29 protein-coding genes, 8 tRNA genes, 1 pseudogene and 1 riboswitch are annotated in these 23,969 nt (G+C 36.0%); of the genes and pseudogenes, 3 read left to right on the forward strand and 35 right to left on the reverse strand.

The annotated features are described in order from the left end of the window. Positions 1-105 precede the first annotated feature (105 nt). Both CD003_RS11325 and CD003_RS11330 read right to left on the reverse strand, forming a co-directional pair. Positions 106-282 (reverse strand): DUF2759 domain-containing protein, encoded by a 177-nt coding sequence (locus CD003_RS11325; RefSeq protein WP_096201228.1) that lies wholly within the window; start codon positions 280-282, stop codon positions 106-108. 153 nt (positions 283-435) lie between these two features. Continuing rightward, a complete protein-coding gene (locus tag CD003_RS11330; RefSeq protein WP_096201229.1) occupies positions 436-963 on the reverse strand; it encodes a hypothetical protein in 528 nt (175 codons plus the stop codon). A gap of 95 nt (positions 964-1,058) precedes the next feature. On the opposite strand from CD003_RS11330, the gene CD003_RS11335 reads away from it, so the two are divergent. Continuing rightward, positions 1,059-1,694 (forward strand): MBL fold metallo-hydrolase, encoded by a 636-nt coding sequence (locus CD003_RS11335; protein ID WP_096201230.1) that lies wholly within the window; start codon positions 1,059-1,061, stop codon positions 1,692-1,694. Positions 1,695-2,061: 367 nt separating this feature from the next. Next, positions 2,062-3,195, forward strand: a complete 1,134-nt coding sequence (locus CD003_RS11340; RefSeq protein ID WP_096201231.1) for a class I SAM-dependent methyltransferase — start codon at positions 2,062-2,064, stop codon at positions 3,193-3,195. A gap of 68 nt (positions 3,196-3,263) precedes the next feature. Here CD003_RS11340 and CD003_RS11345 read toward each other — a convergent pair whose 3' ends face one another. The 32 genes and pseudogenes from CD003_RS11345 to CD003_RS11495 form a co-directional block, all read right to left on the reverse strand. Continuing rightward, a complete protein-coding gene (locus CD003_RS11345; protein ID WP_096201232.1) occupies positions 3,264-3,506 on the reverse strand; it encodes a DUF2626 domain-containing protein in 243 nt (80 codons plus the stop codon). Between the two features lie 155 nt (positions 3,507-3,661). Then, the gene (locus CD003_RS11350; RefSeq protein ID WP_096201233.1) at positions 3,662-4,372 is read right to left on the reverse strand and encodes a helix-turn-helix transcriptional regulator; all 711 of its coding nucleotides are present in this window, start codon (positions 4,370-4,372) and stop codon (positions 3,662-3,664) included. Between the two features lie 207 nt (positions 4,373-4,579). Further along, positions 4,580-4,774 carry a YqzE family protein gene (locus tag CD003_RS11355; protein ID WP_096201234.1) on the reverse strand — a complete coding sequence of 65 codons (195 nt, stop codon included), beginning with the start codon at positions 4,772-4,774 and terminating at the stop codon, positions 4,580-4,582. A 50-nt stretch (positions 4,775-4,824) separates the two neighbouring features. Then, positions 4,825-5,322, reverse strand: a complete 498-nt coding sequence (locus CD003_RS11360) for a shikimate kinase (RefSeq protein WP_096201235.1) — start codon at positions 5,320-5,322, stop codon at positions 4,825-4,827. Then, entirely contained in the window at positions 5,322-5,660 is a 339-nt protein-coding gene (gene comGG / locus CD003_RS11365; RefSeq protein WP_096201236.1) for a competence type IV pilus minor pilin ComGG, read from the reverse strand. Before comGG ends, CD003_RS11360 begins: the two co-directional genes overlap by 1 nt. Before the next feature lie 34 nt (positions 5,661-5,694). After that, the gene (comGF, locus tag CD003_RS11370) at positions 5,695-6,129 is read right to left on the reverse strand and encodes a competence type IV pilus minor pilin ComGF (RefSeq protein ID WP_096201237.1); all 435 of its coding nucleotides are present in this window, start codon (positions 6,127-6,129) and stop codon (positions 5,695-5,697) included. Continuing rightward, positions 6,126-6,467 carry a type II secretion system protein gene (locus CD003_RS11375; protein WP_096201238.1) on the reverse strand — a complete coding sequence of 114 codons (342 nt, stop codon included), beginning with the start codon at positions 6,465-6,467 and terminating at the stop codon, positions 6,126-6,128. Before CD003_RS11375 ends, comGF begins: the two co-directional genes overlap by 4 nt. Continuing rightward, complete coding sequence (comGD, locus tag CD003_RS11380; protein WP_096201239.1) at positions 6,454-6,879, reverse strand: competence type IV pilus minor pilin ComGD; 426 nt, start codon at positions 6,877-6,879, stop codon at positions 6,454-6,456. Before comGD ends, CD003_RS11375 begins: the two co-directional genes overlap by 14 nt. Beyond that, positions 6,879-7,181: a competence type IV pilus major pilin ComGC gene (gene comGC, locus CD003_RS11385; protein WP_096201240.1), complete on the reverse strand. Its 303-nt coding sequence runs from the start codon at positions 7,179-7,181 to the stop codon at positions 6,879-6,881. Before comGC ends, comGD begins: the two co-directional genes overlap by 1 nt. Positions 7,182-7,656: 475 nt before the next feature. Next, positions 7,657-7,729, reverse strand: a tRNA-Thr gene (locus CD003_RS11390). A gap of 7 nt (positions 7,730-7,736) precedes the next feature. Then, a tRNA-Asp gene (locus tag CD003_RS11395) sits at positions 7,737-7,813 on the reverse strand. Positions 7,814-7,861: 48 nt separating this feature from the next. Further along, a tRNA-Ser gene (locus CD003_RS11400) sits at positions 7,862-7,952 on the reverse strand. A gap of 4 nt (positions 7,953-7,956) precedes the next feature. Further along, positions 7,957-8,031, reverse strand: a tRNA-Asn gene (locus CD003_RS11405). 3 nt (positions 8,032-8,034) lie between these two features. Further along, positions 8,035-8,111: transfer RNA gene (locus CD003_RS11410), tRNA-Ile, on the reverse strand. A gap of 131 nt (positions 8,112-8,242) precedes the next feature. Beyond that, positions 8,243-8,317 (reverse strand) — tRNA-Gln (locus CD003_RS11415). 15 nt (positions 8,318-8,332) lie between these two features. After that, a tRNA-His gene (locus CD003_RS11420) sits at positions 8,333-8,408 on the reverse strand. A gap of 17 nt (positions 8,409-8,425) precedes the next feature. After that, positions 8,426-8,502, reverse strand: a tRNA-Met gene (locus CD003_RS11425). Positions 8,503-8,820: 318 nt separating this feature from the next. Then, positions 8,821-9,855, reverse strand: a complete 1,035-nt coding sequence (comGB, locus tag CD003_RS11430; protein ID WP_096201241.1) for a competence type IV pilus assembly protein ComGB — start codon at positions 9,853-9,855, stop codon at positions 8,821-8,823. Then, the gene (comGA, locus tag CD003_RS11435) at positions 9,842-10,918 is read right to left on the reverse strand and encodes a competence type IV pilus ATPase ComGA (RefSeq protein WP_096201242.1); all 1,077 of its coding nucleotides are present in this window, start codon (positions 10,916-10,918) and stop codon (positions 9,842-9,844) included. The genes comGB and comGA overlap by 14 nt, the downstream gene beginning before the upstream one ends. Positions 10,919-11,044: 126 nt before the next feature. Continuing rightward, the gene (locus CD003_RS22675) at positions 11,045-11,386 is read right to left on the reverse strand and encodes an MTH1187 family thiamine-binding protein (RefSeq protein ID WP_373558569.1); all 342 of its coding nucleotides are present in this window, start codon (positions 11,384-11,386) and stop codon (positions 11,045-11,047) included. Between the two features lie 75 nt (positions 11,387-11,461). After that, positions 11,462-12,151: pseudogene (locus tag CD003_RS22680) on the reverse strand (DUF1385 domain-containing protein); the annotation flags it as partial. Between the two features lie 13 nt (positions 12,152-12,164). After that, complete coding sequence (locus tag CD003_RS11445) at positions 12,165-12,761, reverse strand: hypothetical protein (protein ID WP_096201244.1); 597 nt, start codon at positions 12,759-12,761, stop codon at positions 12,165-12,167. Between the two features lie 145 nt (positions 12,762-12,906). Then, on the reverse strand, positions 12,907-13,704 hold the full coding sequence (thiD, locus tag CD003_RS11450; protein ID WP_096201245.1) for a bifunctional hydroxymethylpyrimidine kinase/phosphomethylpyrimidine kinase: 798 nt from the start codon (positions 13,702-13,704) through the stop codon (positions 12,907-12,909). A gap of 13 nt (positions 13,705-13,717) precedes the next feature. After that, positions 13,718-14,827: a glycine oxidase ThiO gene (gene thiO, locus CD003_RS11455; protein WP_096201246.1), complete on the reverse strand. Its 1,110-nt coding sequence runs from the start codon at positions 14,825-14,827 to the stop codon at positions 13,718-13,720. A 24-nt stretch (positions 14,828-14,851) separates the two neighbouring features. Beyond that, positions 14,852-15,631: a thiazole synthase gene (locus tag CD003_RS11460; protein WP_096201247.1), complete on the reverse strand. Its 780-nt coding sequence runs from the start codon at positions 15,629-15,631 to the stop codon at positions 14,852-14,854. Positions 15,632-15,636: 5 nt separating this feature from the next. Further along, on the reverse strand, positions 15,637-15,834 hold the full coding sequence (gene thiS, locus CD003_RS11465) for a sulfur carrier protein ThiS (protein ID WP_096201248.1): 198 nt from the start codon (positions 15,832-15,834) through the stop codon (positions 15,637-15,639). Position 15,835: 1 nt separating this feature from the next. After that, positions 15,836-16,462: a thiamine phosphate synthase gene (thiE, locus tag CD003_RS11470; protein ID WP_096201249.1), complete on the reverse strand. Its 627-nt coding sequence runs from the start codon at positions 16,460-16,462 to the stop codon at positions 15,836-15,838. A 150-nt stretch (positions 16,463-16,612) separates the two neighbouring features. Continuing rightward, a riboswitch (TPP riboswitch) is annotated at positions 16,613-16,726 on the reverse strand. Between the two features lie 51 nt (positions 16,727-16,777). Next, a complete protein-coding gene (locus CD003_RS11475) occupies positions 16,778-17,890 on the reverse strand; it encodes a hypothetical protein (protein WP_096201250.1) in 1,113 nt (370 codons plus the stop codon). A 373-nt stretch (positions 17,891-18,263) separates the two neighbouring features. Then, entirely contained in the window at positions 18,264-19,679 is a 1,416-nt protein-coding gene (gene aspA / locus CD003_RS11480) for an aspartate ammonia-lyase (protein ID WP_096201251.1), read from the reverse strand. Between the two features lie 317 nt (positions 19,680-19,996). After that, positions 19,997-20,965: an ROK family glucokinase gene (locus CD003_RS11485; protein ID WP_096201252.1), complete on the reverse strand. Its 969-nt coding sequence runs from the start codon at positions 20,963-20,965 to the stop codon at positions 19,997-19,999. A gap of 1 nt (position 20,966) precedes the next feature. Next, positions 20,967-21,173: a YqgQ family protein gene (locus tag CD003_RS11490; protein ID WP_096202333.1), complete on the reverse strand. Its 207-nt coding sequence runs from the start codon at positions 21,171-21,173 to the stop codon at positions 20,967-20,969. Between the two features lie 96 nt (positions 21,174-21,269). Continuing rightward, on the reverse strand, positions 21,270-21,782 hold the full coding sequence (locus tag CD003_RS11495; RefSeq protein ID WP_096201253.1) for a hypothetical protein: 513 nt from the start codon (positions 21,780-21,782) through the stop codon (positions 21,270-21,272). A 153-nt stretch (positions 21,783-21,935) separates the two neighbouring features. Between CD003_RS11495 and CD003_RS11500 the strand changes: the two genes are divergently transcribed. Further along, positions 21,936-22,334 (forward strand): YueI family protein, encoded by a 399-nt coding sequence (locus CD003_RS11500; RefSeq protein WP_096201254.1) that lies wholly within the window; start codon positions 21,936-21,938, stop codon positions 22,332-22,334. A 91-nt stretch (positions 22,335-22,425) separates the two neighbouring features. On the opposite strand, the gene CD003_RS11505 is transcribed toward CD003_RS11500, so the two are convergent. Continuing rightward, positions 22,426-23,889 (reverse strand): spore germination protein, encoded by a 1,464-nt coding sequence (locus tag CD003_RS11505; protein WP_096201255.1) that lies wholly within the window; start codon positions 23,887-23,889, stop codon positions 22,426-22,428. Positions 23,890-23,969 lie beyond the last annotated feature (80 nt).

Here is a 23,969-nt window from a genome sequence, read left to right on the forward strand (position 1 = left end):
TCATGAAGTCTATTAATTTTTTACAATTCATAACTCAAACCTCATAATTCATAATTAAAAAAATCCTGCTCGTATAACGAGCAGGATTTTTCCCTTCACAACTGATTAAAATGCTGAACCGGTTGTAATAACATCGAAAAGAGTCATAACACCAAACCAGCCGAATACTGCTAGCGAAAGACCAGCAAAACCAACTGCAAAGAAGTTCTTTGTTTTTAAACTTTTTAATAATCCAAATGCACAAAAAATAGCTACTAAGATCATATTGATTGCCATAAACATGGGCGACTCCCCCTTTCCTTATGTAAAAGATCATAACCCAGAGATTATCATTACTTATTATAAACTTCTCTGAGGAAAGTTTCATCATAAAAATTTGACAGAAATAGAACAGAAACGTATCCTCAATAATAGCTTGGGCGATTTTCTTTTATTTTACTCTCTTTCACCACTTTTGTCGAGCCAGTTTCTTATTTCGCACCTCTTCTCTTGGAAGCTAATACCGATTTTATAAGCCTTTGCATAACCACTCATTAAATCTTCTTTTTGTTTGTCCACAAAGTATATCTCTTCGTCTTTAAAGTCTACCGCAATTAAGTCTTCCTCAATCTGATAAATAGCCATCTTTATCTGCTCTTCTTCTCCTTCATTTATGACGAAACAAGAAGTCTGGTCGGCAAACAAAAAATAGTTATCATTTTCTGTTTTAAAGCCATAATCTAAAAACGCGTCTTCTAGCTTAGGTACTTCTATTTGAAATAATTGATGATTAGATTCGAGTAATTTCTTCTCACCTAGAAAGTTTCCTAAACGAGTAGCCTCTTCTTCTGTTTGAACAATGAATAATTCAACATCATCATCAACAATCGAAACTATCTCATAGATTGATTGGAATAATGGTTCTAACTCCTCTGTCGATAAACACTCGAACGACTTCATCTCCACCCCATAGCAAATATTCATCACCATGTACCCCTTTTTATAGAGTTTTCTATTTTTGATTCCAAACTATAATAAGTGTAAAATAAGATTGAATTGGATGCAATGGAGGAGATTAGATGAATTGGACACAAATACCTTTGGGACCGTTACAAACAAATGCCTATATCCTTATGAACGATAAAAAAGAAGTCGTTATTTTTGATCCAGGTGGCAATGGGCCTGAATTAAATGCTTGGTTAAAAAAAGAAGACCTAAAACCTATCGCTATTTTACTAACTCATGCTCACTTCGATCATATCGGTGCAGTTGATGATGTTCGTGACGAATGGAATGTAGAGGTCTACATACACGAAAACGAACAAGATTGGTTAGGTGATGCAAGCAAAAATGGCTCAGGTCGTTTTTTAGGCAATGATGCCATTGAAATTAAAGATGCAGATCATCTTATTTCAATGGAAGGCACGTTAACTATCGGTAATTTCTCGTTTGAAGTATTTGAAACACCTGGACACTCTCCTGGTAGTGTCTCTTTCTATGTAAAAGATGAAGGTGTTGTATTCTCAGGTGACGCACTTTTTGCTAACAGTATCGGTCGAACTGATTTACCAGGTGGAAATCATCAACAATTAATTAACAGTATTAACGAAAAGTTAATGGAATTACCAGAAGATACGATTGTCGCTAGTGGACACGGTCCAACAACGACAGTAGGTAAAGAAATGGACTCAAATCCTTTCTTAAACGGATTTTAAGATTAGTTGTTCGACATGTAAGAACAAATGGGGTGTCCCAAAAGGTAAAAAACGACCTTTTTGGAACGAGGCCGCTGAAAAAATGTGATTTTCACTTTTTCAGCGGCCTCGTTTGGGACACCCCTATATTTTTAACGACTATTAGATACATTACCCTTCAATTAACTGGAATTAGGAACAAAAAAAAGAGACTTCCTAACCGTTAGGAAGTCACAAGGGGAGTAAATCGTATTATTAAATGAACTATGAGGGGGAGGGGGACTCCCAAATCATTGTATTCACCAATGTAAATTTAGTATATTATATACTTAACACTATGTCAATGGTATTAATGATTTTTTGTAAAAATAAAAGGAGAAAATTTCAAATGAAAGAGACAATCATTCGTTTCATAAACGAACAGCCTACAAAAAAAATTTCATATGCTACTTTTATTGAAAAAGCACTTTACGATGAAGAACAAGGCTATTATATGACTGACAGAAAAAAGCTTGGAAAAGAAGGAGACTTTTACACTAGTGCTACTCTCCATCCTATTTTCGCTAAAGTCTTTGTTCAAACTTTTTTAGATATTATTGAGAAGGAGAACATGACTTATACTATATGTGAAATTGGCGGTGGTGACGGACGATTTGCGAAGGCATTTCTAGAAGAATGGGAAGAATTAAGTCCCACTACATTTAAAGATGGAAACTATTTATTAATAGAAGAAAGCCCTTTTCATCGTAAATGCCAGTATGAGCGTGTAGGACATTTAAAACAAGTACAACAATTCTCCTGTCTTCAAGAAGCCATGAACATACATAAACAATATCAAGGAATTATATTTTCTAATGAATTACTTGATGCTTTTCCAGTCCATGTTGTACAACAAAGGGAATTAGGTCTTCAGGAATTGTTTGTCACAGTAAACGACGAGGCAAATCTGATTGAAACAGAAGAGCCTTGCGAAAATGAAGAGTTGTTACAATGGATAACAGACTATGGTCCACCCTTGCAAACGAATCAAAAAATTGAAGTTCCTCTCGCTATGAATCATTGGCTGAAATCAATCTCAGACTGGATGACCAAAGGTGTTGTCATGACAATTGATTATGGCTATACGAAAAGTGAGTGGCAACAACCAGAACGAATGGATGGTAGCTTGAGAGGATATCATCAACATCAACTAATTAATAACCCTCTCCTATACCCAGGTGAAATGGATATTACAAGCCATATTCATTTAGACGCATTAATCGACATAGGCAAAGAAGTTGATTTAGAGACTTGTTTATTTACAACTCAAGACCGTTTTTTATTATCATGTGGTTTGCTCTCATACCTCCAAGAAAATCACGATCCAAATCCGTTTTCGGAAAAAAGCAAACAAAACAGAGTGATTCGTTCCCTTATATCAGATAGTGGGATGAGCAAAGCTTTTCACGTAATCGTCCAAACAAAAAATGCAAATCAAACTAACAATTATCCTTGGGTTGGTCGGGACCCCTATAAAATATAACACTAGAAAAAAGCGATGTGCATTTAGCACATCGCCTTTTCTTTGTGTTATGTAAAACACATTACATATTAGTGCCCGAAGCTTGGAACAAGTAAGAATGTAGAATAATACGTAAATCCTACAAAGAATACTGTTAAATAAGCACCAAAAATATACACATATGCTCTTTCAGAAAGGTTTAAGTAGCTAAGTGCTAAAAAGCCTCCCGTTTGAGCAAAGAATAAAAGAGCTACGTTGTACATATCTCCAGCAAAAAACAGAACTGCAAATATACCTGTCCAGAAGCCCAGTACACGGAACATACGATCCATACATTTCCCTCCTTCTTTCTATCTTTTGTGTTACTTTCTTAGCACAAACGTACTTATGGAAAGTAAAGGAATAATGATCATAAGATACAGTACACACTTAATTATATATGACTAATGAATCCATTGTAAATGACTTTCTCATTGTCAAATTCGTGTCAATTAGGAATAACGACTGTTGTATATGAACAAGCTGAACAATCTGGCTCGGTCATTAACTCATTTTCTTCTAATTTAATTTGCCCAAAAAAATGAGTAAATATCCCAACTAAAAAGGAATGATGCATAATACAAAGCGTTGCCGAATGGTCATTAATCAATTCTTTAAAAGTACAATTATAAATTTTAAAGTTAATTGTTTTATCCTCATCATTATAATGGAACTCAGGATTTAATCCTTGGTTATTCGACATTTGCTCAACTAGCGTCATTTTTTCTTCAACACTTAAAGTTTCTACATCTTTTCCTACTCTCGAAAGGAATGATTTAGCAGCTTCGATACCGTACTTATAGCCGATGTTCTTAATAGCCTTCTTTCCCTCTTCACCAAAAGTAGCAAGCGTTTCTAATGCCAAATTAGATAACATTTGGTAATCACGGTAAGGAAATTGTAGACTTATGACTTCTTCTGATAATCGATAAAAACGACTAGGGCGTCCACCCTTACCTGTTTTCTTCGTTTCAGAAATTAGCATTTTTACATCTTCTAGCTTTGTTAAATGTAGTCTAGCTACATTTGCATGTATTTTAAAATTATCTGCAATTTCCTGAACTGTGACATCACCATGTCGCTTCGATACAAATTGATAGATTGAAAAACGAGTAGGATCAGAAAGTACATTGGTAATCTTTAACGTTTGTTGCTCCATCTAAAACTCACCCCCTCGATTACATGTCTTGTTCCATTATAATACAACATTTGTAACAAATAAACGTTTTTCATCGTAATATAGGGGTATTTATTCTTACCAAAAAAAGCTGGGTTAAAAGTCTGTAACCTTTTAACTCAGCTTTCTAGTAGAAATCTCTTATAAGATGTGAATAACCACCAATCATAAACAATTAATAAAAGGTCATTAACCTCGTCGTTTTGACTTTCTTTTTCTTAATGCAATTGAAATAGCTAAAGGTATCATCCCAAACATTCGAAAATGTGCCGGTGGTCGACTTTCTTTTTTCTCTAATCTCATTGCCTTTCTTTCATCTGTCGGTTTGTTTACATACGTAACAAATTGCTGTGTTATAAATTTTACTAAGTCATTGAGTGACATTTGAGCACTCCCTTAAATAATAACTACAACAAAGTATCTCCATATTTCAACTAGATATTCAATTGCTCTTTAATTTCCTTTACAATATCGGTAACCGACTTATTCGTTGTATCTACAACTAGTTCTGCTTCTTGGTATAAAGGTAATCGACTTTCATACAAATTTGCGATTTCTTCTAATTTCTTACCTTTGAGTAAAGGTCTTGTCGTATCCCCCTCGGTTCTTCGAATTATCTCGTTCAAAGAACATGATAAGAAAATAACTTTTCCCTTCGTTTGCATAATTTGACGATTTTCATCTTTTATAATGATTCCGCCACCTGTTGTAATAACCATGTCCTCACCATTAATGTTATTTAGTGTTTCTGTCTCAAGCTTCCTAAAGCCTTCTTCACCATACTCTGCAAAAATAGAAGATATTGATTGTTTTTGTTGTTTTTCAATATATTCATCTGTATCAATCACTTGAAAATTAAATGCCTTCCCCAATTCTTTTCCAACCGTTGTTTTACCAGATCCCATAAACCCTGTTAAGTAAACCAAGCCCATTACATTGTTACCTCCCATAACTCATAAACGATACCTAGCTCTTTATTAAAAAAAAGACGAACGTATCGCTGACGATTTTGAATTGTTTTAACATTTAGTAATACTTCTACTTTATCACGGGAGTTTGTTTGAATCCAATACGTTACAGTACCATTTGTATAGTTGAATTGACCATTCTTCCCATATAAGTCTCTTTTGAGAAGATTAACCATATCCAACGTCCCCATTTGTAGTAACGATTCAATTGTTATGATCTCTGTTTGCTCTTGAAAAAATTTCCTCTCAGATTGAAGACGATCAATTTGGTGAAGTGTAAACGCACTAACGAAAAGCATCATACCTAATGTTAAAGGTAAGATATAACCAGATTGATTATTCAGTATCTATCACCCCGCACAAAACATATGACATACTTATAAATTTTCTGTACTCAACGTTATGATTATCAACTACTGTGACCAGAACCGAGCAGTTAGATACTTCATAGCGCACATGCATCACTTCCCGTAATAAAACATCATGGCCTGTCCCATTCAGTCTTCTTCTGATTAAATTTCCGAATTTTTCAATTGAAACTGTTGCGCCGCTTGGTTTATATAGATAAAGAGTAGTTCCAGTAAGATGAATTGAACTTGCTTCACGAATGTCCATCGAAAGCTGATTGCAAAATAAAGTGAATTCAAATTTTTGAGGAGTGGATGCATCATTAGATAATGCATTAATGAATAGGGGGAGCAAGGATATTACAAGAAGAAATATCGAGAAAGAAATAATAGTTTCTATAAGGGTAAATCCCTTCGTGTTCATTTTTTTGCACTTTCACACCTCTCATAAAAGCGGTGATTTCGGCCTTCCCATTTAATACAAACTGTTAGTTCATTTTCTCTCAAGATATTAGTGAAGTGAAAAACAGTATTATGATGATTTTCCAACTCCGTTTCACTAGATAATAAATCATTATATAACCACTCATGTAATTTTATTTTGATTTGTTCTAATGCTAACTGTTCTTCTTGAATCGTCAATCTCTCTTGATAAACTTTTGTTAATATTGGAATGACAACACTTGAAGTCATTATAAGTAACGATAAGGCTACAATCACCTCAAGTAACGAAAAACCGCCCTGATAGTTATGATGAAACATAAAATCTACCACGCCCTAATAAAAATACAATTGAATACCTATTTCCATTAAAGCTGACATACATCGTTCCTGATTTACTAATGTTTCCCTTCGTATTGTAAATAACTTCTGCTAATCCCATTGTTCCTGCTTGAAAGAAAACATGTTCACCATATTCTCGAATAAATTCAATTCTACCAGCCTGTCTAATAAGGAAAGTTGGAGTTGGAGTGTTAATAAAGAGGCAATTTGTACTTTGAGCGTTAGAAAGAGCCATTTGCTGACAAAGGTAAAGGTCATTTGTAAGTTGTGCAAGCAATCGTTGTTCTTTCTTGTCTGAAATTGCTTGAAGAGATAGTACACTAATCGTACTAATTATAGAGATGATTGATAACACAATAATAACTTCAAAAAGAGTATATCCTTTTTGCATTATTCGCTAACTCGTTTCACAATTCCGCCTTCCAGCTTTAATTGTGTTTTATCTGAGCATTCAATGCGATCTACATATCCTTTTTCTTTTAACACTTGAAGATTCGCAGGCGACTCACCGGTTTCAATTTCATAAGCTCCAACTTGAGCTTGAAGTAAGTCAACTGTAGCATCACATCCCTTAGAACTTGCTACCGTGTTATTTTTGGTCATATTAGGGACAGCGATAAGCAATAAAATAGAGATTATCATTAAAACGATCATCATCTCAATTAACGTAAATCCACTATCATTTTTTAACATTCACACTCTTTCTCCTTTCATTTTAAATAAAAAATAGTTGAATCGTTGACCAAAACTGTGAAAGTAATATGCAGAAAATAGAGGGGCGTTTTTGGGGTTAATGAATAGAGATAATGTACATATCAATCTCCTCCATTCTTTAAGAGGGTAGTAGAGAAAATTTTCTCCACAGCTAACTAATTTGACATAATTCTAGAAATTCCTTCATGTTTTTTATTTTTTTTGGAAATAATATTAGAGAATAAGCAGCCTTACATTGGTCTAGTTAGAATTGGTAAACAATCTTTTTAGAAATACAAAAAACATGCCTATGACCATGAGATTGCTGAAAAGGTCCAATAAAGTGGATTCAGGAAGCGGTAATGGCTTCGCACATTACTTAAAAAGGCTGCTGAAAAAGTGAAAATCAAACACTTTTTCAGCAGCCCTGATGACATGCTTAAATTTTTTTTTAATTTACAGTTGTAAAAAAATATGCCGGCAAGAGGACTTGAACCCCCAACCTACTGATTACAAGTCAGTTGCTCTACCAGTTGAGCTACACCGGCGTATAAATGGCGGTCCGGACGGGACTCGAACCCGCGACCTCCTGCGTGACAGGCAGGCATTCTAACCAACTGAACTACCGGACCAAAAGTATATGGTGGAGGATGACGGGACGGGCCATTTTATAAAATAAATGGCGGAGAAGGAGGGATTTGAACCCTCGCGCCGCTTACACGACCTACACCCTTAGCAGGGGCGCCCCTTCAGCCACTTGGGTACTTCTCCATTTTGGCTCCACAGGTAGGACTCGAACCTACGACCGATCGGTTAACAGCCGATTGCTCTACCACTGAGCTACTGTGGAATATGGTGGGCCTAAGTGGACTCGAACCACCGACCTCACGCTTATCAGGCGTGCGCTCTAACCAGCTGAGCTATAGGCCCATTACAATTACTCGTCGCATGTTAGAAAAGATGTTTACACATTGTATTAAACATAGTGCCGAGGGCCGGACTCGCAAGCCCCACCTTGGCAAGGTGGTGTTCTACCACTGAACTACTTCCGCTTATAAAAATGGCTGGGCTAGCTGGATTCGAACCAGCGCATGACGGAGTCAAAGTCCGTTGCCTTACCGCTTGGCTATAGCCCAATACTAGTTATTTAATGGGGCGACTGATGGGAATCGAACCCACGAATGCCGGAGCCACAATCCGGTGCGTTAACCACTTCGCCACAGCCGCCAAGATAATAAAATAAATGGTTGCGGGGGACGGATTTGAACCGCCGACCTTCGGGTTATGAGCCCGACGAGCTACCAGACTGCTCCACCCCGCGTCAATATTATAGAATACGGATGATGTTAAGCTCCGTAGTATTAACTGTTTCTTCCTCTACAAGCTAACTTATAGAAATTAATATGTCAAAACAACTCGTAGTCAACCACTTAGTAGAATGACTCGTAGCTGAGCTAAGGCCCCATATTGAATGTATCTTATCGTTACTGACCATAAGCAACGATATTTAATATAACATAAATTAATTATTTATCGCAATACTTTTGTAAATTTTTTTGCTTTTTTAAACGAAAAAAATTACAAATAAAAATTTTTGTTGTTTCAAAAGGGAGTGAGTCCCTTTTGAAACAACAACACCTTAATCTAAGGAATTAATTAATTCAAATACTGGTAATAAGACTGACAAAAACATACTCAATACTAGTATACCAATAATAAGAAACAAGCTAGGTTGAATAATAATGAGTAGTTTATTAAGTTTCTCCTCTATTGCACTATAAAGTAATTCACTGTAATGAAATAACTCTAAGTCTAGCTGCCCCTTATCTTGTCCATGTTGGATTACTAATGCCAGTTCTTTTTGGTAATAGCCTCTTTTACTCATTACATCGGAAAGATTCTCCCCTTGATGTAACAGTAATTTAACTTCCTCTGCTTCATTTTTATAAAATAATAAGTTATCTTGTTCTTCAAATACTGATAGTGAGTCGTAGATTGACATCCCACCCTTTAATAAACCACTTAATTGTAAGCTAAAATAATAAGTTATGAATAAGGTAACAAATTGATTTACAACTGGAATTTTTAAAAATATTGACATTTTCTTATGAGGAGATAATTCACGGAAGTATTTCATATAGAGGACTAGTATAACAAACAATGTGACAATAATAATAATGACTAGAATCGGTATATGTTCGATAAAGCCTAGAACAAATAATGTAATCAGTGGAAGCTCATTATCAACTGTGTGGAAAAGAGATTGAAAATGTGGAAAAAGATATTGGACCATTACAATCGAAATGGCAATAACAATCCACAATAAAAATAAAGGGTAACGTAGGAGCTTTAGTAGTTTTTCTTTTATCGTTTCGCGTTTTAGATAAATATCTCCTGCTCTTTTCATACCACGAGCTAAATCACTATTTCGTTCAGAAAAATACAAAAACGCAGCAATATCTTTAGGTATATTTATTGTTTCTAAAGCTTTATGAACAGCAATACCTTCTTTAAGTTCATCTAATATAAAGAATAATTGCTCCTTCACTACTTTCTTTTCTTGAAAGCTTAGGAGTTCAATCCCAGATGTAATCGTGTATCCTTGCTCCAATAATACCCCTAGTCGCTTGAGAAACAATGCTTTAGCTGAGCTTTTCCACTTATCTTTTCTCATTTTTTTCACCTATATATTTCTCATAGTAACTTTGATGAAGAAACCCTAAAGCAATTCCCCGTTTGATTCCTTTTTCTAAGGTGTCGTATGGAATTTGCTCACCAATATTCCCATTGAGCAAATCAAATCTGGACTTTAGTGCATCACCTGCTAAAATCTCGTATAAGGAATAACGATTTTTCTTTATTAATTGGATACAGAGTGGATGACAGCTCCCTCCACAATAAGGACACGTTACATTTACGAGACGCTGGGAAACGACCGCTAATAATGTTTGCTCTAAATCAATTAAGGGTATGTTAAGGTCCGTTAATCTGTGTAGAGCACCAATTGTATCCTTTGCATGTAAGGTAGCTAAGACAAGATGGCCAGTGAGCGCCGATCTTACTGCTAGTTCAGCTGTTTTTGCGTCACGTATTTCACCAATCATAATAATATCAGGGTCATGCCTTAAAATAGATCGTAAAGCTTCGGTATATGTAATACCTGCTTTTTCGTTTATCTCAATTTGTAAAAAATCATCTGTCTTTTTTTCTATTGGGTCTTCAATTGTAATTATATTTCTCGGAAACAATTCTTTTATTGAATGAAGGAGAGAGTATAAAGTGGTTGTTTTACCCGAACCAGTTGGTCCAGTTAATAAGAGTAAACCATTTGCACGCTTTAAAAATGAGAACAATTGATTTGTATGCTTTGGAAACAAAGATAGCGCTTTTAATGATAAAGTTTGTTCTTGAGGAAGAATACGAATAGCTAGGCTTTCTTGAAAAGGTGTTGGGATAGAGGAAATACGGAGGTGTAAGTGACAATTATGGTTGATAAAGTCCATTGAGCCACTTTGGGGTCTTCTTTTTTCACCGATATCCATTCCTGCACGAAATTTGAAATGACTGATGAGTTTTTCACAGGAACTTTTAGTTACTATTTCATATTCAAGTAATTGCTGATTGATGCGAAGCCGTATGAGTGCATCTTTTCTTCTTGGAACGATATGAATATCAGTTGCTTGCCTATCATACGCCTGTTGAATAAGGAGTTTACTTTTTTGTTCAATATGGAGCAATCGCTATCACCTACTTCTACTAAAATATATAACAGCTATTATCATTCGATAAAAGTAGTCAAAATCCTTCTTAGAAAAAAGGGGACTAAAAGTATAACTTCTAATACCCCTTCAAGGTTGATTATTTTACTCTGATTTCTGTTCTGCGTTATCATCAGTTGTTGTTGCTAGTTTCTTTTCTACAGTAGCAACCTTCTCGTCCATTTTTAATTCTTTATCACGTCGGTCATCAATTCGGATATTTGTTGCTACTCGCTGAACACCAGCCTTAAACGGCGCTTCATGGATAGCTTGTATAACCTCAAATAATACAGGTAGCTCTCCTTCTATAATCGTACTCATCGGTGTTAAACGATACGTTATTTTGTCTTGATAGCTTTCGAGTACCTTATGAATATCAGCAACGTAATCACTAACACTAGGCGTATTCGTACCAATTGGAATTATCGTAATATCAACAATTGCCATCCTCTTAACCTCCTTTTTACCCCTTTTCGGTTCAACTAAATGTTCAGGGAACTCCACTTCCGCTAATCGACGATACGATTGTATAGCAGTAAGTAAATGCTTTCTATCAGGCTCTGTTGTTGTTACCTTTTCTTGTAGATAATAAGATGTTTTCAAAATATAATTTCTGACTGGCTTCATCAAACTAAACTTTAAACTCGTATTAATTATAGGTACTAATAATAAACTACCGTACGAAGCCCACTGTAAGGCTTCAAAAAAAGAAAAATTATACAATAGAGCTAATGTACCTACAATGACTAAAGAAAAATACAGGACAACAGTATTCGTCGAGCAATTTCGATTTGTTATTGCAGCTCTTTTGATTCTGTATAATCTTCCTCTTTTTTTTACTCCACGATCACTAAAAACTTTATGTTCAGCGCCATGATACTTTCTAAGCTTCTCTGGAAAAATGAAATGGGTCCCAAACATATAATAAAAAAGAAAGTAAAATGGTAAACCTGACCATTCAAAAAGAGTAATATCAAAAAGTACTAACAGCTTTGGAATAAATATAAGTGTCAAATAAAGCACAGAAATAATTTTAAACCAAAGTGGCATAGAAATTATAATTGCCTTTGTCATCAGAAAAAGTGTGGGTCCATCAATTGGTTTCACCCAATCCGATATTTTTCCATTATCATCATATGCACAAGCAACATGTTTTTTCCCAATAAAGAAAACACCATTTTGATAGGATAACCCACGTATCATGACATACATACCTTCCTTTCTTCTACTCCTCTATCGTCCGCTCAATTACCCAATATGATTCATTTATAGTACCTGAAAAAACAGGAGAAATCATTCTAGCATCTTCATATTTAAGTCCTTCATGCTCGTTCCAAGTATGAAGATATGTAAATGAAGCCCTGTATTCAGAATCATAATTAGAGGCAAAACTTACTTTAAACCCACCCTTATTACCATAGCTCTCATGTTCAATTATTTCATTAGGATAACTAAAGATTAAGCCATTATCTACTACTTGTCCTACAGTTTCATAAATTAACTTATGACCATGGAATAATTGAAGTTCGCTTCCTACAACTTCATCACCCGGAATAAATTCACCGGTTTCGATATTAGTTAATGATACACCTATATAATCCTCACCAATTAACCCTTCGTGTGGCATGTCAAGCCATTCCCAGCTCCCTATTAATTCTACCGTCTCACCTAATCGATTCATTTCGTGGTTAAAATCTATTGATTGATGCAACTGTTCATTAGTAACAACATTTGTACTTTGCAAATAATGATAGCCACCATAAAAAATAAAGCCCATTAATAAGACCGGCAGAATTATCGCCAATTTATTTCCATTAAACATAACTCATTCACCTTCTTAACTGTAATGTTCATACTATCTATTTCTGCATTATAGCAAAGAAAACCCCGATACATTTGTTTCAAACAAATACCGGGGTTTTCACTTTCGTGCGCATACTTTTAATTCAAACACCGCCAACGTCATACTATTTTTTGGACTTTTGAAAAGCCCCATGATTTGTCGGACCAATCCCTTTTCCGATTGCTAATGAATTAGAAATGGCAGAAGTAATAAATTCCTTCGCTGTCTGTACTGCAGAATGAATCGATTCTCCCTTTGCAAGCTCTGCTGCAATCGCCGCCGCAAATGTACATCCAGTACCATGGGTATGTTTCGTATTAATACGAATCGACTCTAAAGGGAACATTTTTTCACCATCATAAAGCAGATCTATTGCCATATCATCTTCTAAATGTCCACCCTTTAAGATTACATAATCAGCACCTAACTTATGAATTCCTTTTGCAGCCTCTTCCATCTCTTCTAATGTTTCCATTTCTTTAACACCTAATATGGTAGCAGCTTCTGGTAAATTAGGTGTAATCACTGTTGCAATCGGAAGTAAATCACTAATTAAAGCTGATACAGCCTCTTCTTGCAAAAGTGGCGCACCACCTTTGGCAATCATTACAGGGTCTACAACGATATTTTTCACATTATATTCATTAAGCTTTTTTGCCACTAGCTTAATAATCTCTGCAGAAAAAAGCATCCCTGTTTTAACAGCATCTGTTCCAATATCAGATAACACTGCATCTATTTGAGCTTCAATTGCTTCTATCGGTTGCGGATAAACTCCGTGTACACCTAGTGTGTTCTGAGCTGTTAATGCTGTTATTGCAGTCATACCAAAGACATCTAATTCTTGAAATGTTTTCAAGTCTGCTTGAATGCCTGCTCCTCCACCACTATCAGATCCAGCTATTGTAAGAGCCTTATACATATCATTTCCCCCCTTAGCTAAACCGTTCTGGCTTAAATAATGTTAACGGAACTCTGTCTGGCTTACCATCTAGTAGATCCGCCACAATTGTTCCTGTAACTGCACTTAATAAGATACCGTTACGATAATGCCCTGTTGCAAAAATAATGTGTGGAGCTCCTTCTAGTTTTCCAATAAGAGGGAACCCATCTTGAGTTGCTGGACGTAATCCAGCCCAAGTATGGAAAGGATTTTCTTTTGCTAGAAAAGGGAAGACATTTTTATTCCAATTCGTTAAACGATTGATTCCCTTTTCAGTCACTGTTGTATTAAATCCTGCGATATCTTCTGAAGCCCCGTTCACAAGTGTTCCATTTGCTTTAGGGACAAGGTATCCTTGACTTGTATAAATGATATGCTCCACTTTTCCAACTGGAATTTCATAGGCGCAAATTTGTCCACGAATTGGATAAACAGGGATATTTAAACCAAACACATCCTCAAGTTCTTTAGCCCAGGCTCCATTACTGACAATTAATTTGTCTCCTTTAAATACTTGTCCGTCCTTTGATTTTAGCTGAACGTCCTCTTTCCAACTTTCAATATACACTTCTTCAAGCTCATCAAAAATTTCTACTCCAAGATTTCTACAACCTTCTTCAAGTGCCTTCACATAATCTGGCGCAAACACATGACTCTCTTGTGGATAATGCATAGCTGCAATTATATCTCGAGAAAGCTCTGGTTCTAATGAAAAGAGTCGTTCCCCTTCTAGTATTTCAGCCTTTGCACCAAACTGTCCTTGCCATTGCTGTCTCGTTTCAAGTGCAAGCAAATCAGCTTCATGGTAAACACAATGCAAGCTCCCAGAATTACTAAATTCAAAGTCTAGCTTCGAAACATGTTTAACTTCCTCTTGCCACTTAGGATAGAGGTTTAAACTTTCTAAACAAAGGCGAAAAAAGTCATCGGGATCTTCACCAATTTCAGAATAAGGAGCAAGCATACCAGCTGCCGCTCCTGAAGCTTGTCCACCACATTTGACTTTTTCAACTAAAGTGACATCAAACCCTCGTCTTTGGCATTCGAATGCAGACGCAAGTCCAACAATGCCTCCTCCTAAAACGATAATACGTTCTCCCATTGGTTTCACTCTCTCTTTTTCTGCTTATTTTGAGATATATGATTCAAATCCACTACTAGCTGTCGCATACTTTTTCTTTGGGATACGTCCTGCTAAATAAGAAAGTCGTCCTGCTTCTATCGCATATTTCATCGCTAATGCCATTTTTACAGGATCCTTTGCTTTTGCTACAGGTGTATTCATTAAAACACCATCTACTCCAAGTTCCATTGCTTGAGTAATGTCAGAAGCTGAACCTAATCCAGCATCAACGATAATTGGTACATTAGCCTCTTCAACAATTAATCCAAGGTTATAAGGGTTAAGAATCCCCAGACCAGTTCCAATTGGAGCACCACCTGGCATCACTGCCGCAGCTCCTGCTTCCTCCAACCGCTTACAAATAACTGGATCATCTGATGTATAAGGTAATACAACAAAGCCTTCATTTGCTAATACTTCTGTTGCTTTAAGTGTCTCGATCGGATCTGGTAGTAATGTTTTTTCATTCACACTTATCTCCACTTTAATCCAATCACTAAGTCCTGATGCCTTTGCTAATCTAGCTATACGAATTGCTTCTTCTGCATTTTTTGCACCTGACGTATTTGGAAGGTATGTAAATGTTTGACCTTCTAAATGTTGTAATATCGCATCCTCATCAGGGGCATCTAGGTTTACACGACGAATAGCAAATGTAAGTACATCAGCTCCCGATGCCTTTATTGCCTCATTTTGAACGAATGGATTTGGGTAGCGTCCTGTCCCAATAAAAAAACGTGAAGAAAGCTCTTTTCCTCCAATAACAAACGTATCTTTTTTCATGTTGTTCACCCTCCTCCTACGAAATGCACCAGTTCAATTTTCATTCCAGGCTCTACACTAGTTGATTCCCACTGGCTTCTATCAATGATACTTCCATTCACTTCAGTTACGACGAGGTTTTGTTCTAACCCATAATGCTTTACTACCTCATCTAATGTTGTTACATCTATGTTTTCGACTTCACCATTTATGATTAATTCCATGTTATTTCGCCTCGCTGTTAATTTTCGATAAAAATGATTCACAAGTACTTTTAATATCCTCTGCTCCTACTATCTCACTTACAGCACAAATTCTACTTGCTCCCGCAGCTAATACCTGGTCTACATTATGAAGCTTAATGCCACCAATAGCTACAAACGGAATTTTGATTTCCTTTGCCACTTGCTTTACATACTCTGTTGTTACTGGATCAACTACATCTACCTTACTTTTGGTTGGGAATACTGGTCCAACACCGATATAATCAGCCCCGCCCTTTTCTGCTTCTAGTGCTTCTTCAATCGCATGTGTAGAAATTCCAATTATTTTGTTCCCCATAATTCTTCTTGCTTCAGCTAATGGAATATCGTCTTGTCCTAAATGTATCCCGTCAGCATCCACAGCTAAAGCTACATCTATATGATCATTTACAATAAAAGTAACACCATATTTTTTTGTTAGCTCTCTCAATACTTGTGCTTTTTTTAGTACATCTCGCTTACTACTATATTTATCACGAAGCTGAATAATATCAACTCCACCTAATATAGCTTCTTCCATAACAGTTAGTAAGTCTCGTCCAGGATGAAATTCTTCACCTGTAATGGCATATAACTTAAAATCCTTCATTAATTATCCCTTCCTTATCAGCAAAATACTTGAACTAACCTAAGAACAAAAAGCGCAAAGCGGTCTTTTGTTTAATTCTTTGAATAAGCTTTCACTTGTTCCTAAGCCATCAAAAAACCGTAACCCAGCGAAGTGGATTACGGCTAAATAGCATCAATTAGTCGACTTTCCTACGCTGGTATTTTCCAGATCAGGTTCAAGGGTAAAAGGATTACTACCTTTTTCTCAGCCCACGTTTCATTGCAGACACCCCTAGTCTTATTCATATACAATTTCATTATGACAGATTTGGACAATAATACAACAAAATTGCCTTTACATATTTACTAGCTTCTTCATTAGTTTATTTTTTACATTAATAATCTGCTCTGATTTATGACCGTATAATATCCAATCACCATTTGGAGAAATTTTTATTGGCGCATGGTTATCTACCACAATAATTTTTTCTTCTTGTCCCGTCGTAATATTGAATGAAACAAGAGTATATCCATCACGGTAGTTAAAGAAATCTCCACTACGAAATGGGCGAAGATAGTAAAAGAGGTTATCTGAATAGGCATGAAATGGCACCCACCACTGCTCAGAAAACGTATTTAATACAGGCACTTTTGTTTCATTAATTTTTTCACCTTTTTCATAGAAACGATAAATGGAATGTTCATCAGTAGGTGAGTTAACCTTAACTGTTACATATTTATCATTTTGAAACGAAAGAAAAGCCAAAATCTCATCGTCTACTTTTTGCTTTTCCTTTGTATGAATATTATAAGAAACTAAAGGTGCATAGTAGCTTGGCTCATACGGCCAGTCTAAAAAGCCAACTTCATCTTCTGTTAGCCATTGAAAATACGTTTGTTCAATTTCTAATTGGGCTAATGACTGTTCTCCAATCGATAGATGATACACATAGTATTCCCAATTAGGAAGGAAAGCTACGATAAGTAATTCATCCTCCTCATATTGACTCCAGTAAATTGTGTAATCCTCTCCAATATCATCAAATTGATACCTAACTTGTCCCTCACTATCAACAATGTATAAAGGGGATTTTTCACTTTCCAAAGAAATAGTTTGGATAGCAAATAGACTATAATCCTTATTTGCCTCTACATACAGCACAGGCTCATCAACTTCAAAAAATATAGTATTATCTCCTGTGTACAAGTCAAACCTTTGTATGATGGATAAACCATTTTCATCTTTCAAGTATAAAAGTTCACGATCACTATACCATTCACTAACTTCAACAAAGCTATATGGATTCACATTTAATGTATGTATGTCCTGTTTGAAAGAAGGTGCAAAAGCGATCTTTTCTTTCACAATTACATGTTCGTAAGCGGGCATTGGACGAACTTCAGTAGAAGGCTGACAAGCAGTAAATAGAAAAAGGATAATAATTAGAAATACAAAAGCTTTTATCAACTTACCCACCCTCTATTTAATTCCCATAATTTTTTTTCGTTTGCATCTAAATCTTGACCTTATTTTCTGTAGTATTATCTCATTTATTAACATGTTGAACAATGAATAACAAAAGGATTTTTTTATAATTTTTTCACACTTTTGTCATACACCTCTCGTTATGTTGAAGCATACAAATATTTTGAGGATAGAGCGATAATGTAAAAGGGGTGCCCCAAAAGGTTGTTATTTACCTTTTGGGACACCCCCAAAGCAATGCGGAGTCGCTACATGTTTTGAAGTCATACTGTGAGTGGTTTTCTCATAAGATGACGAGTAGCGTAAGGAGTCATTGCCATGAATTCACACTTTTGAGACAGCCTCGGTTTAGAAGCTAGTTATAAATATATTTTGCCCCAGCTATACCTGGATTTGTCATTTCTTTCGGGTCTAATATTACATTTAACTCTTCCTCTGATAAAATACCACGTTCTAAGCATATTTCCCTTACCGGTCTGTCTGTTTGAATTGCTTCTTTCGCAATTCTTGTTGCTACTTCATAACCAACGTGAGGGTTAATTGCTGTAATGATCCCAACACTTCTTTCAACCATGTTTCTGCAATGCTCAATATTTGCAGTTAAGCCTTCAATTGCGTATTTTCGGAATACACCAATTCCGTTTTGCAATATTGATAGTGATTGAAGGAGATTGAAAACTAACACTGGCTCCATTACGTTTAATTCTAATTGACCTGCTTCTGATGCCATGCTTATCGTGTGATCATTTCCAATGACTTGGAATGAAATTTGATTAATGACCTCACACATAACTGGATTTACTTTACCTGGCATGATTGATGAACCAGGCTGTCTAGCTGGTAAATTGATTTCATTTAAACCAGTTCTCGGACCTGAACTCATTAGACGTAAGTCATTTGCAATTTTTGATAAGTTAATTGCCATGATTTTCAAGGCGCTTGAAAGCTCTGTATAAGCATCTGTATTTTGAGTAGCATCTACTAAATCCTCTGCTGTTTTAAAAGGCATTTCAGTTATTTCAGACAGGTATTTTGACACTTTTTTGATATAATCCGTTTTTGCATTTAATCCAGTACCTACAGCTGTCGCACCCATATTAATTTCATATAGATGACTTAACGAGCCGTTTAATCTACTTAGGTCTCGAGTTAACACTCGGCGATACGCACCGAATTCTTGACCTAAGCGAATTGGAACAGCATCCTGTAAATGAGTTCTACCCATTTTAATAACATCATCAAATTCTTTCTCTTTTTCCTTCATCGCTTCTATTAGTTGTTCAAGTGCTTTTGTTAAGCCTTTAGCTAAATTTAAGCATGCAATATGAATCGCTGTCGGAAAGGCATCATTCGTCGATTGGGCCATATTTACATGAGTATTTGGACTGACCTTCACATACTCACCCTTCTTACCACCCAATAATTCAATTGCACGATTGGCAATTACTTCATTAGCATTCATATTAAAAGAAGTACCTGCTCCACCTTGAATTGCATCGACAATAAAATGGTCATTGTATTTCCCTTCTACTACTTCCTCTGATGCACTAGCAATCGCTTCTGCAATTTTATCATTTAATACTCCAACATCTTTGTTCGCTAATGCAGCAGCCTTTTTTACAAACCCGAAAGCTCTAATTAATTCTTCATGTGGTGGATAGCCTGTAATTGGAAAATTCTCTTTTGCACGCATCGTCTGGATTCCATAATAAGCATCAGCTGGAACCTCTTTTTCACCTAATAAATCTCGTTCAACACGATAGTTCGCCATAGTATATTCCCCTCGCATTATAAAAGCTTTTAGCTAAATCAAATGTTTAAACCGAAAAGTCGGCTTTCCTAGAAATAACAACTTACGTAACAAAGTGTATTTCTGTAAAAACAAACAACTTAATTGTACCAAAGTAGTTCATTTTTCGCACTAACTTAGATTTCACTAATTGCTTATTACCCTTACTCTTTCCATTAGAATCCTATCTTACTACCCTCTTTTCAGAGATTTTCTTATTATTATTTTATGTATTGACGGGGAGATAGTGAGTAAAATACCGCTAGTCACAGTCTATTTTAACAACGTAACATATCCATTTATTTAAACGTTTCTTTCGCCAACCATGCTCCTCCAATAACACCTGCATCATTACCTAAAGTAGCTATAGTAATATTAAAGCTTTGTGAGACTCTAGAAAGAGCAAACTGTTGAAAATAGTGATTCAAAGGTTTTAATAAAAGAGCTCCTGCCTTCGAAACGCCTCCACCGATTACAATTTTTTCAGGATTTAAAGAATTAGCTAAATTAGCTATCACTAAACCTAAGTGGAAAGCCATTGTATCAATCACTTCTGTAGCCCACTGATCATTTTGTTTTGCTGCTTCAAAAATATCTTTACTTGTGAGTCTTCCTCTTTGAGTAAATACATTCTTTAATATACTTTGTGTTCCTTTTCCGTTTAAGCCTTCCGTAGCCATACGGGATAGTCCTGTAGCAGAAGCAATTGTTTCGATACATCCTGTTTTACCACAATTACATGCTATTCCACCCTTTGGTACGGCTGTGATATGACCTATCTCACCAGCCATTCCGTTTACCCCATGAACAATTTGCCCATTTGCAATGATTCCTCCACCAACACCTGTTCCTAGTGTGATGCATAATAAATTCTTCGAACCATCTCCTGCTCCACGCCACATCTCACCTAAAGCAGCAATGTTGGCATCATTATCAACGATTACAGGTAAACCAGATTCTACCTCAAGGCGGTCCTTTAAAGGGAATTCCTTCCAACCAATATTTACAGCACTATAGATATAGCCTGTTTCCATATTAATAAATCCAGGTGCCCCTAACCCAATCCCTCGTAGCTTTTCTTTTGTTTCACCAAGCTCATCTAGATGTTTATCAATCGATTTTGTAATCTCTGTCGTAATAAACTTACCTTCTTCTGATGTATTCGTTCGAATCTCCCATTTTTTTATAATGTCGCCATATTTATTTACAAACGCCACCTTAATTGACGTACCACCTATATCGACTCCTGCCAACCACTGTTCTACCATCTTAATCACCTTTAATTACAGTATTTTCTCTTTTTTCCTGTCTTAGAATTAATAAAGCTTGCTGATACGTTTTCACATCTACTAGTTCCATCGTATACAATTCTCGTATCTCTTCTTCCATTAACTCTAAATCGTTCCCTCTATTACGCGTATAAATAAAGATGCCATACTGCTTTAATAATTGTTGAATATCGTACATTGTTTTCATATTTTCACCTTCTGTGTTCTGCTTATTCAAAGAAATAATCATTCAACTTTTTGAACACACCTATTATAGTGCAACTTGAAAATATCATGCAATGACTCATACAAATTTCAATACTACAACAAGAAGTAGCCAGACTAAGGGGAAGAATGGTAAAAATGGAATTCTCCACATTTTCTTAACGAATTCCAATTGAAGAATCGCCCCTCCAATGATAGCACCGAGTAATAACAAAACCGCCACTAATAGAAACAGCCGACTCATTTCAAGTAACGCCCACTCTACTCCAATAATAAAAAACAATAAGATTAGTACTCCCCATAATGTTTTATCTTCTGAATGAAAAAAGCCTAATGTAGGATGAAAACGAACGATACATAAAGCAATAAAAGCAAGACAGATAATAGCAACAATAATCTCCCCAATACGTGGTGAAAGCCAATGAGTTATTAAAGAACCAGAAATCATTCCTAAATAGCCTGCCATACCAAACAATATTGCCACTAAAAAGAAAAGCATTTGATTTGGCATCATTCTTTTAGAAATGAAAACTCCTCCTAAACCTATTCCAACAAAAAGTAGAAAAAAGCATGCTGCAATCCACGTAAACATACTCACCCTCCTTATGACAAATAAAAACTCCAACAAATAAACAAACTACTGAAGTGTATTAAAAGCTTTTTTATACGCTGTCTATGGTTTACTATATGTATAAGACTCCTGTTTAGGACAAGAAATAAGAACTTATTGAAGGGGGATAAAGATTTGTCAAACAAAGTAAACGAAATACTTGAAAGAGGAATTTACGGAACTCCTGAAACATTACCAGAGGAGAGAAATATTTTTCTTTCTACTATTGTGGAACGAATCTATCTTGCATTAACGAAAAAACAAGTCATACACAAGGGGATGTATGATGAGGCAGTACGTTTTCTTAATAATAAAAAAGACATTCGACTATTCATCAATGGAAATTTGTCGTACCACCTTTATTCAAATTACGTAAAAGAGGCAAACAAAAACAACGTACCTTTCACCGTTGTAAATGATCAAAACAATTCACCATTTGGTCTTGTTATTGCTAGTGACCGTACGGCTGTTAATCATTCTGATATTTATATAAAAGATGACTACTTTCACCGTGAAATGAATGAGCTAAAATAATCTAATAATTTAAAACGAAAAGCTAAAAAAGGTATTGTCAAATGGTTAGTTCACCATTTTGACAATACCTTTTTTAATTCAGGTAAGCAACTTATCGATCTGGATCAGTTGGGTGGATTGCAGACGGTCTTCTGTTTTTTAAAGGCATCGCTGCACGGAATAGCACATCTCTGAAGGGACGATATGAAAATGGTAGAAACGGCCATAAATATGGTGTTTCAAACACTTTCATTCGAGCTAAGTAAATAATATACACCGTTGTCCCTATAACAAATCCACCTAAACTAAATATCGCAGTTGCAATAAGAAGTAGAACTCTAATAAATCTATTAGCAAGACTCATTTCATAACTTGGAGTAGCAAAGGAACCAATAGCTGCTGCAGCTAAATAAAGAACAACTTCTGGTGAAAATAATCCAACATTTATTGCCACCTCACCAATCAATATAGCAGCCACTAAACCTAATGCGGTGGCAAGAGCGTTAGGTGTATGAATGGCGGCCATCCTCAGCATCTCTATACCAACCTCAGCAATCAGAAATTGCGCATAAAGAGGGACTCTTCCTTCCTCTGCTAATCCAATATAATCAAGCCCTACTGGTAGCATCCATTCATTAACCGCTAAAAGATACCATAAAGGCATTAAAAAAATGGACGCCCATACAGCTATAAAACGAACCATACGAAATGATGCACCGATAATTGGCTTTTGACGATACTCTTCTGCATGCTGTAAATGGTGCCAAAACGTAGTAGGAGTTATCATGACACTTGGAGAACCGTCAACCATAATAATGACGTGTCCCTCAAATAAATGACTAGCTGCCACATCAGGTCGTTCTGTGTAACGTACTAACGGATAAGGATTTAGGTTTTGTCCAAAAATAAATTCCTCAATTGTCTTATCCCCCATCGGTAATCCGTCAGTATCTATACTTTCAATAGACGTACGAAGTTCTTCGATAATTTTAGGGTCTGCAATATCTTCTATATAAGATAAACAAATATCTGTTTTTGAACGACGCCCTACACGTAAATATTCGATTCGAAATGTACGGTCGCGAATTCTTCTTCTTGTGAGGGCTGCATTTTCTACTAATGTCTCAACAAATCCATCCTTCGCTCCTCTTATTACCTGCTCTGTGTCGGGCTCTTCAGGACCTCGAACAGGATACGTACGTGTGTCAATGAGAATAACTTCCTCTAGTCCCTCTACAACGAGAGCAGCAGGACCTGCTAATACTTCATCGACCACTTGGTCCAAATCATCATTCGTATCGATTTCTATGTAAGGAATCTTAGATTTTACTAATTTCTTTAGCGGATCAACACCCAAATCCTCTGCTTTCAGCTGCATAAGCTCTCTTTGAATTTGAGTTAACGCCTCATCTTTCCCAAATCCATCTACCAGAAATAATGCCATTTTTCGTTCAGCATATTCTAAATCCAGCTGAATCATATCGAAGCTTTTGTCAACACCAAGCTCTTTTTTCAAAAAGGCTATATTTTCATCAAGTGTAGGTGAGACAGGATGCTCAATTTGTTTTTTCTTCATGGTGATCACCTCCATTGTCATTGTTTGCAATTTTTATAATAAAAATGCAACATCAGACGAATGTTGGATGTACATATTAA

The organism is Bacillus sp. FJAT-45350 (assembly GCF_002335805.1).
Taxonomy (GTDB): Bacteria; Bacillota; Bacilli; order Bacillales; family NISU01; genus FJAT-45350.

Excerpts from the sequence above, each read along its gene's own strand:
- CD003_RS11335 (WP_096201230.1), top strand. The coding sequence starts at position 1,059 with ATGAATTGGACACAAATACCTTTGGGACCGTTACAAACAAATGCCTAT.
- CD003_RS11460 (WP_096201247.1), bottom strand. The coding sequence starts at position 15,631 with ATGAAAAAAGATACGTTTGTTATTGGAGGAAAAGAGCTTTCTTCACGT.
- comGC (WP_096201240.1), bottom strand. The coding sequence starts at position 7,181 with ATGTTAAAAAATGATAGTGGATTTACGTTAATTGAGATGATGATCGTT.
- CD003_RS11360 (WP_096201235.1), bottom strand. The coding sequence starts at position 5,322 with ATGGGCTTGGTTTACTTAACAGGGTTTATGGGATCTGGTAAAACAACG.
- CD003_RS11350 (WP_096201233.1), bottom strand. The coding sequence starts at position 4,372 with ATGGAGCAACAAACGTTAAAGATTACCAATGTACTTTCTGATCCTACT.
- CD003_RS11505 (WP_096201255.1), bottom strand. The coding sequence starts at position 23,889 with ATGAAGAAAAAACAAATTGAGCATCCTGTCTCACCTACACTTGATGAA.
- aspA (WP_096201251.1), bottom strand. The coding sequence starts at position 19,679 with ATGGCGAACTATCGTGTTGAACGAGATTTATTAGGTGAAAAAGAGGTT.
- comGD (WP_096201239.1), bottom strand. The coding sequence starts at position 6,879 with ATGCAAAAAGGATATACTCTTTTTGAAGTTATTATTGTGTTATCAATC.
- CD003_RS11340 (WP_096201231.1), top strand. The coding sequence starts at position 2,062 with ATGAAAGAGACAATCATTCGTTTCATAAACGAACAGCCTACAAAAAAA.
- CD003_RS11490 (WP_096202333.1), bottom strand. The coding sequence starts at position 21,173 with ATGAAAACAATGTACGATATTCAACAATTATTAAAGCAGTATGGCATC.
- CD003_RS11325 (WP_096201228.1), bottom strand. The coding sequence starts at position 282 with ATGTTTATGGCAATCAATATGATCTTAGTAGCTATTTTTTGTGCATTT.
- CD003_RS11345 (WP_096201232.1), bottom strand. The coding sequence starts at position 3,506 with ATGGATCGTATGTTCCGTGTACTGGGCTTCTGGACAGGTATATTTGCA.
- CD003_RS11330 (WP_096201229.1), bottom strand. The coding sequence starts at position 963 with ATGAATATTTGCTATGGGGTGGAGATGAAGTCGTTCGAGTGTTTATCG.
- comGF (WP_096201237.1), bottom strand. The coding sequence starts at position 6,129 with ATGAACACGAAGGGATTTACCCTTATAGAAACTATTATTTCTTTCTCG.
- CD003_RS11375 (WP_096201238.1), bottom strand. The coding sequence starts at position 6,467 with ATGTTTCATCATAACTATCAGGGCGGTTTTTCGTTACTTGAGGTGATT.
- CD003_RS11485 (WP_096201252.1), bottom strand. The coding sequence starts at position 20,965 with ATGGTAGAACAGTGGTTGGCAGGAGTCGATATAGGTGGTACGTCAATT.
- thiO (WP_096201246.1), bottom strand. The coding sequence starts at position 14,827 with ATGGGAGAACGTATTATCGTTTTAGGAGGAGGCATTGTTGGACTTGCG.
- CD003_RS11355 (WP_096201234.1), bottom strand. The coding sequence starts at position 4,774 with ATGTCACTCAATGACTTAGTAAAATTTATAACACAGCAATTTGTTACG.
- thiE (WP_096201249.1), bottom strand. The coding sequence starts at position 16,462 with ATGAAGGATTTTAAGTTATATGCCATTACAGGTGAAGAATTTCATCCT.
- CD003_RS11445 (WP_096201244.1), bottom strand. The coding sequence starts at position 12,761 with ATGTTTAATGGAAATAAATTGGCGATAATTCTGCCGGTCTTATTAATG.
- thiD (WP_096201245.1), bottom strand. The coding sequence starts at position 13,704 with ATGTATAAGGCTCTTACAATAGCTGGATCTGATAGTGGTGGAGGAGCA.
- thiS (WP_096201248.1), bottom strand. The coding sequence starts at position 15,834 with ATGGAATTAATCATAAATGGTGAAGTCGAAAACATAGATGTAACAACA.
- comGG (WP_096201236.1), bottom strand. The coding sequence starts at position 5,660 with ATGATGCTTTTCGTTAGTGCGTTTACACTTCACCAAATTGATCGTCTT.
- comGB (WP_096201241.1), bottom strand. The coding sequence starts at position 9,855 with ATGAGAAAAGATAAGTGGAAAAGCTCAGCTAAAGCATTGTTTCTCAAG.
- CD003_RS11495 (WP_096201253.1), bottom strand. The coding sequence starts at position 21,782 with ATGTTTACGTGGATTGCAGCATGCTTTTTTCTACTTTTTGTTGGAATA.
- CD003_RS22675 (WP_373558569.1), bottom strand. The coding sequence starts at position 11,386 with ATGGCAATTGTTGATATTACGATAATTCCAATTGGTACGAATACGCCT.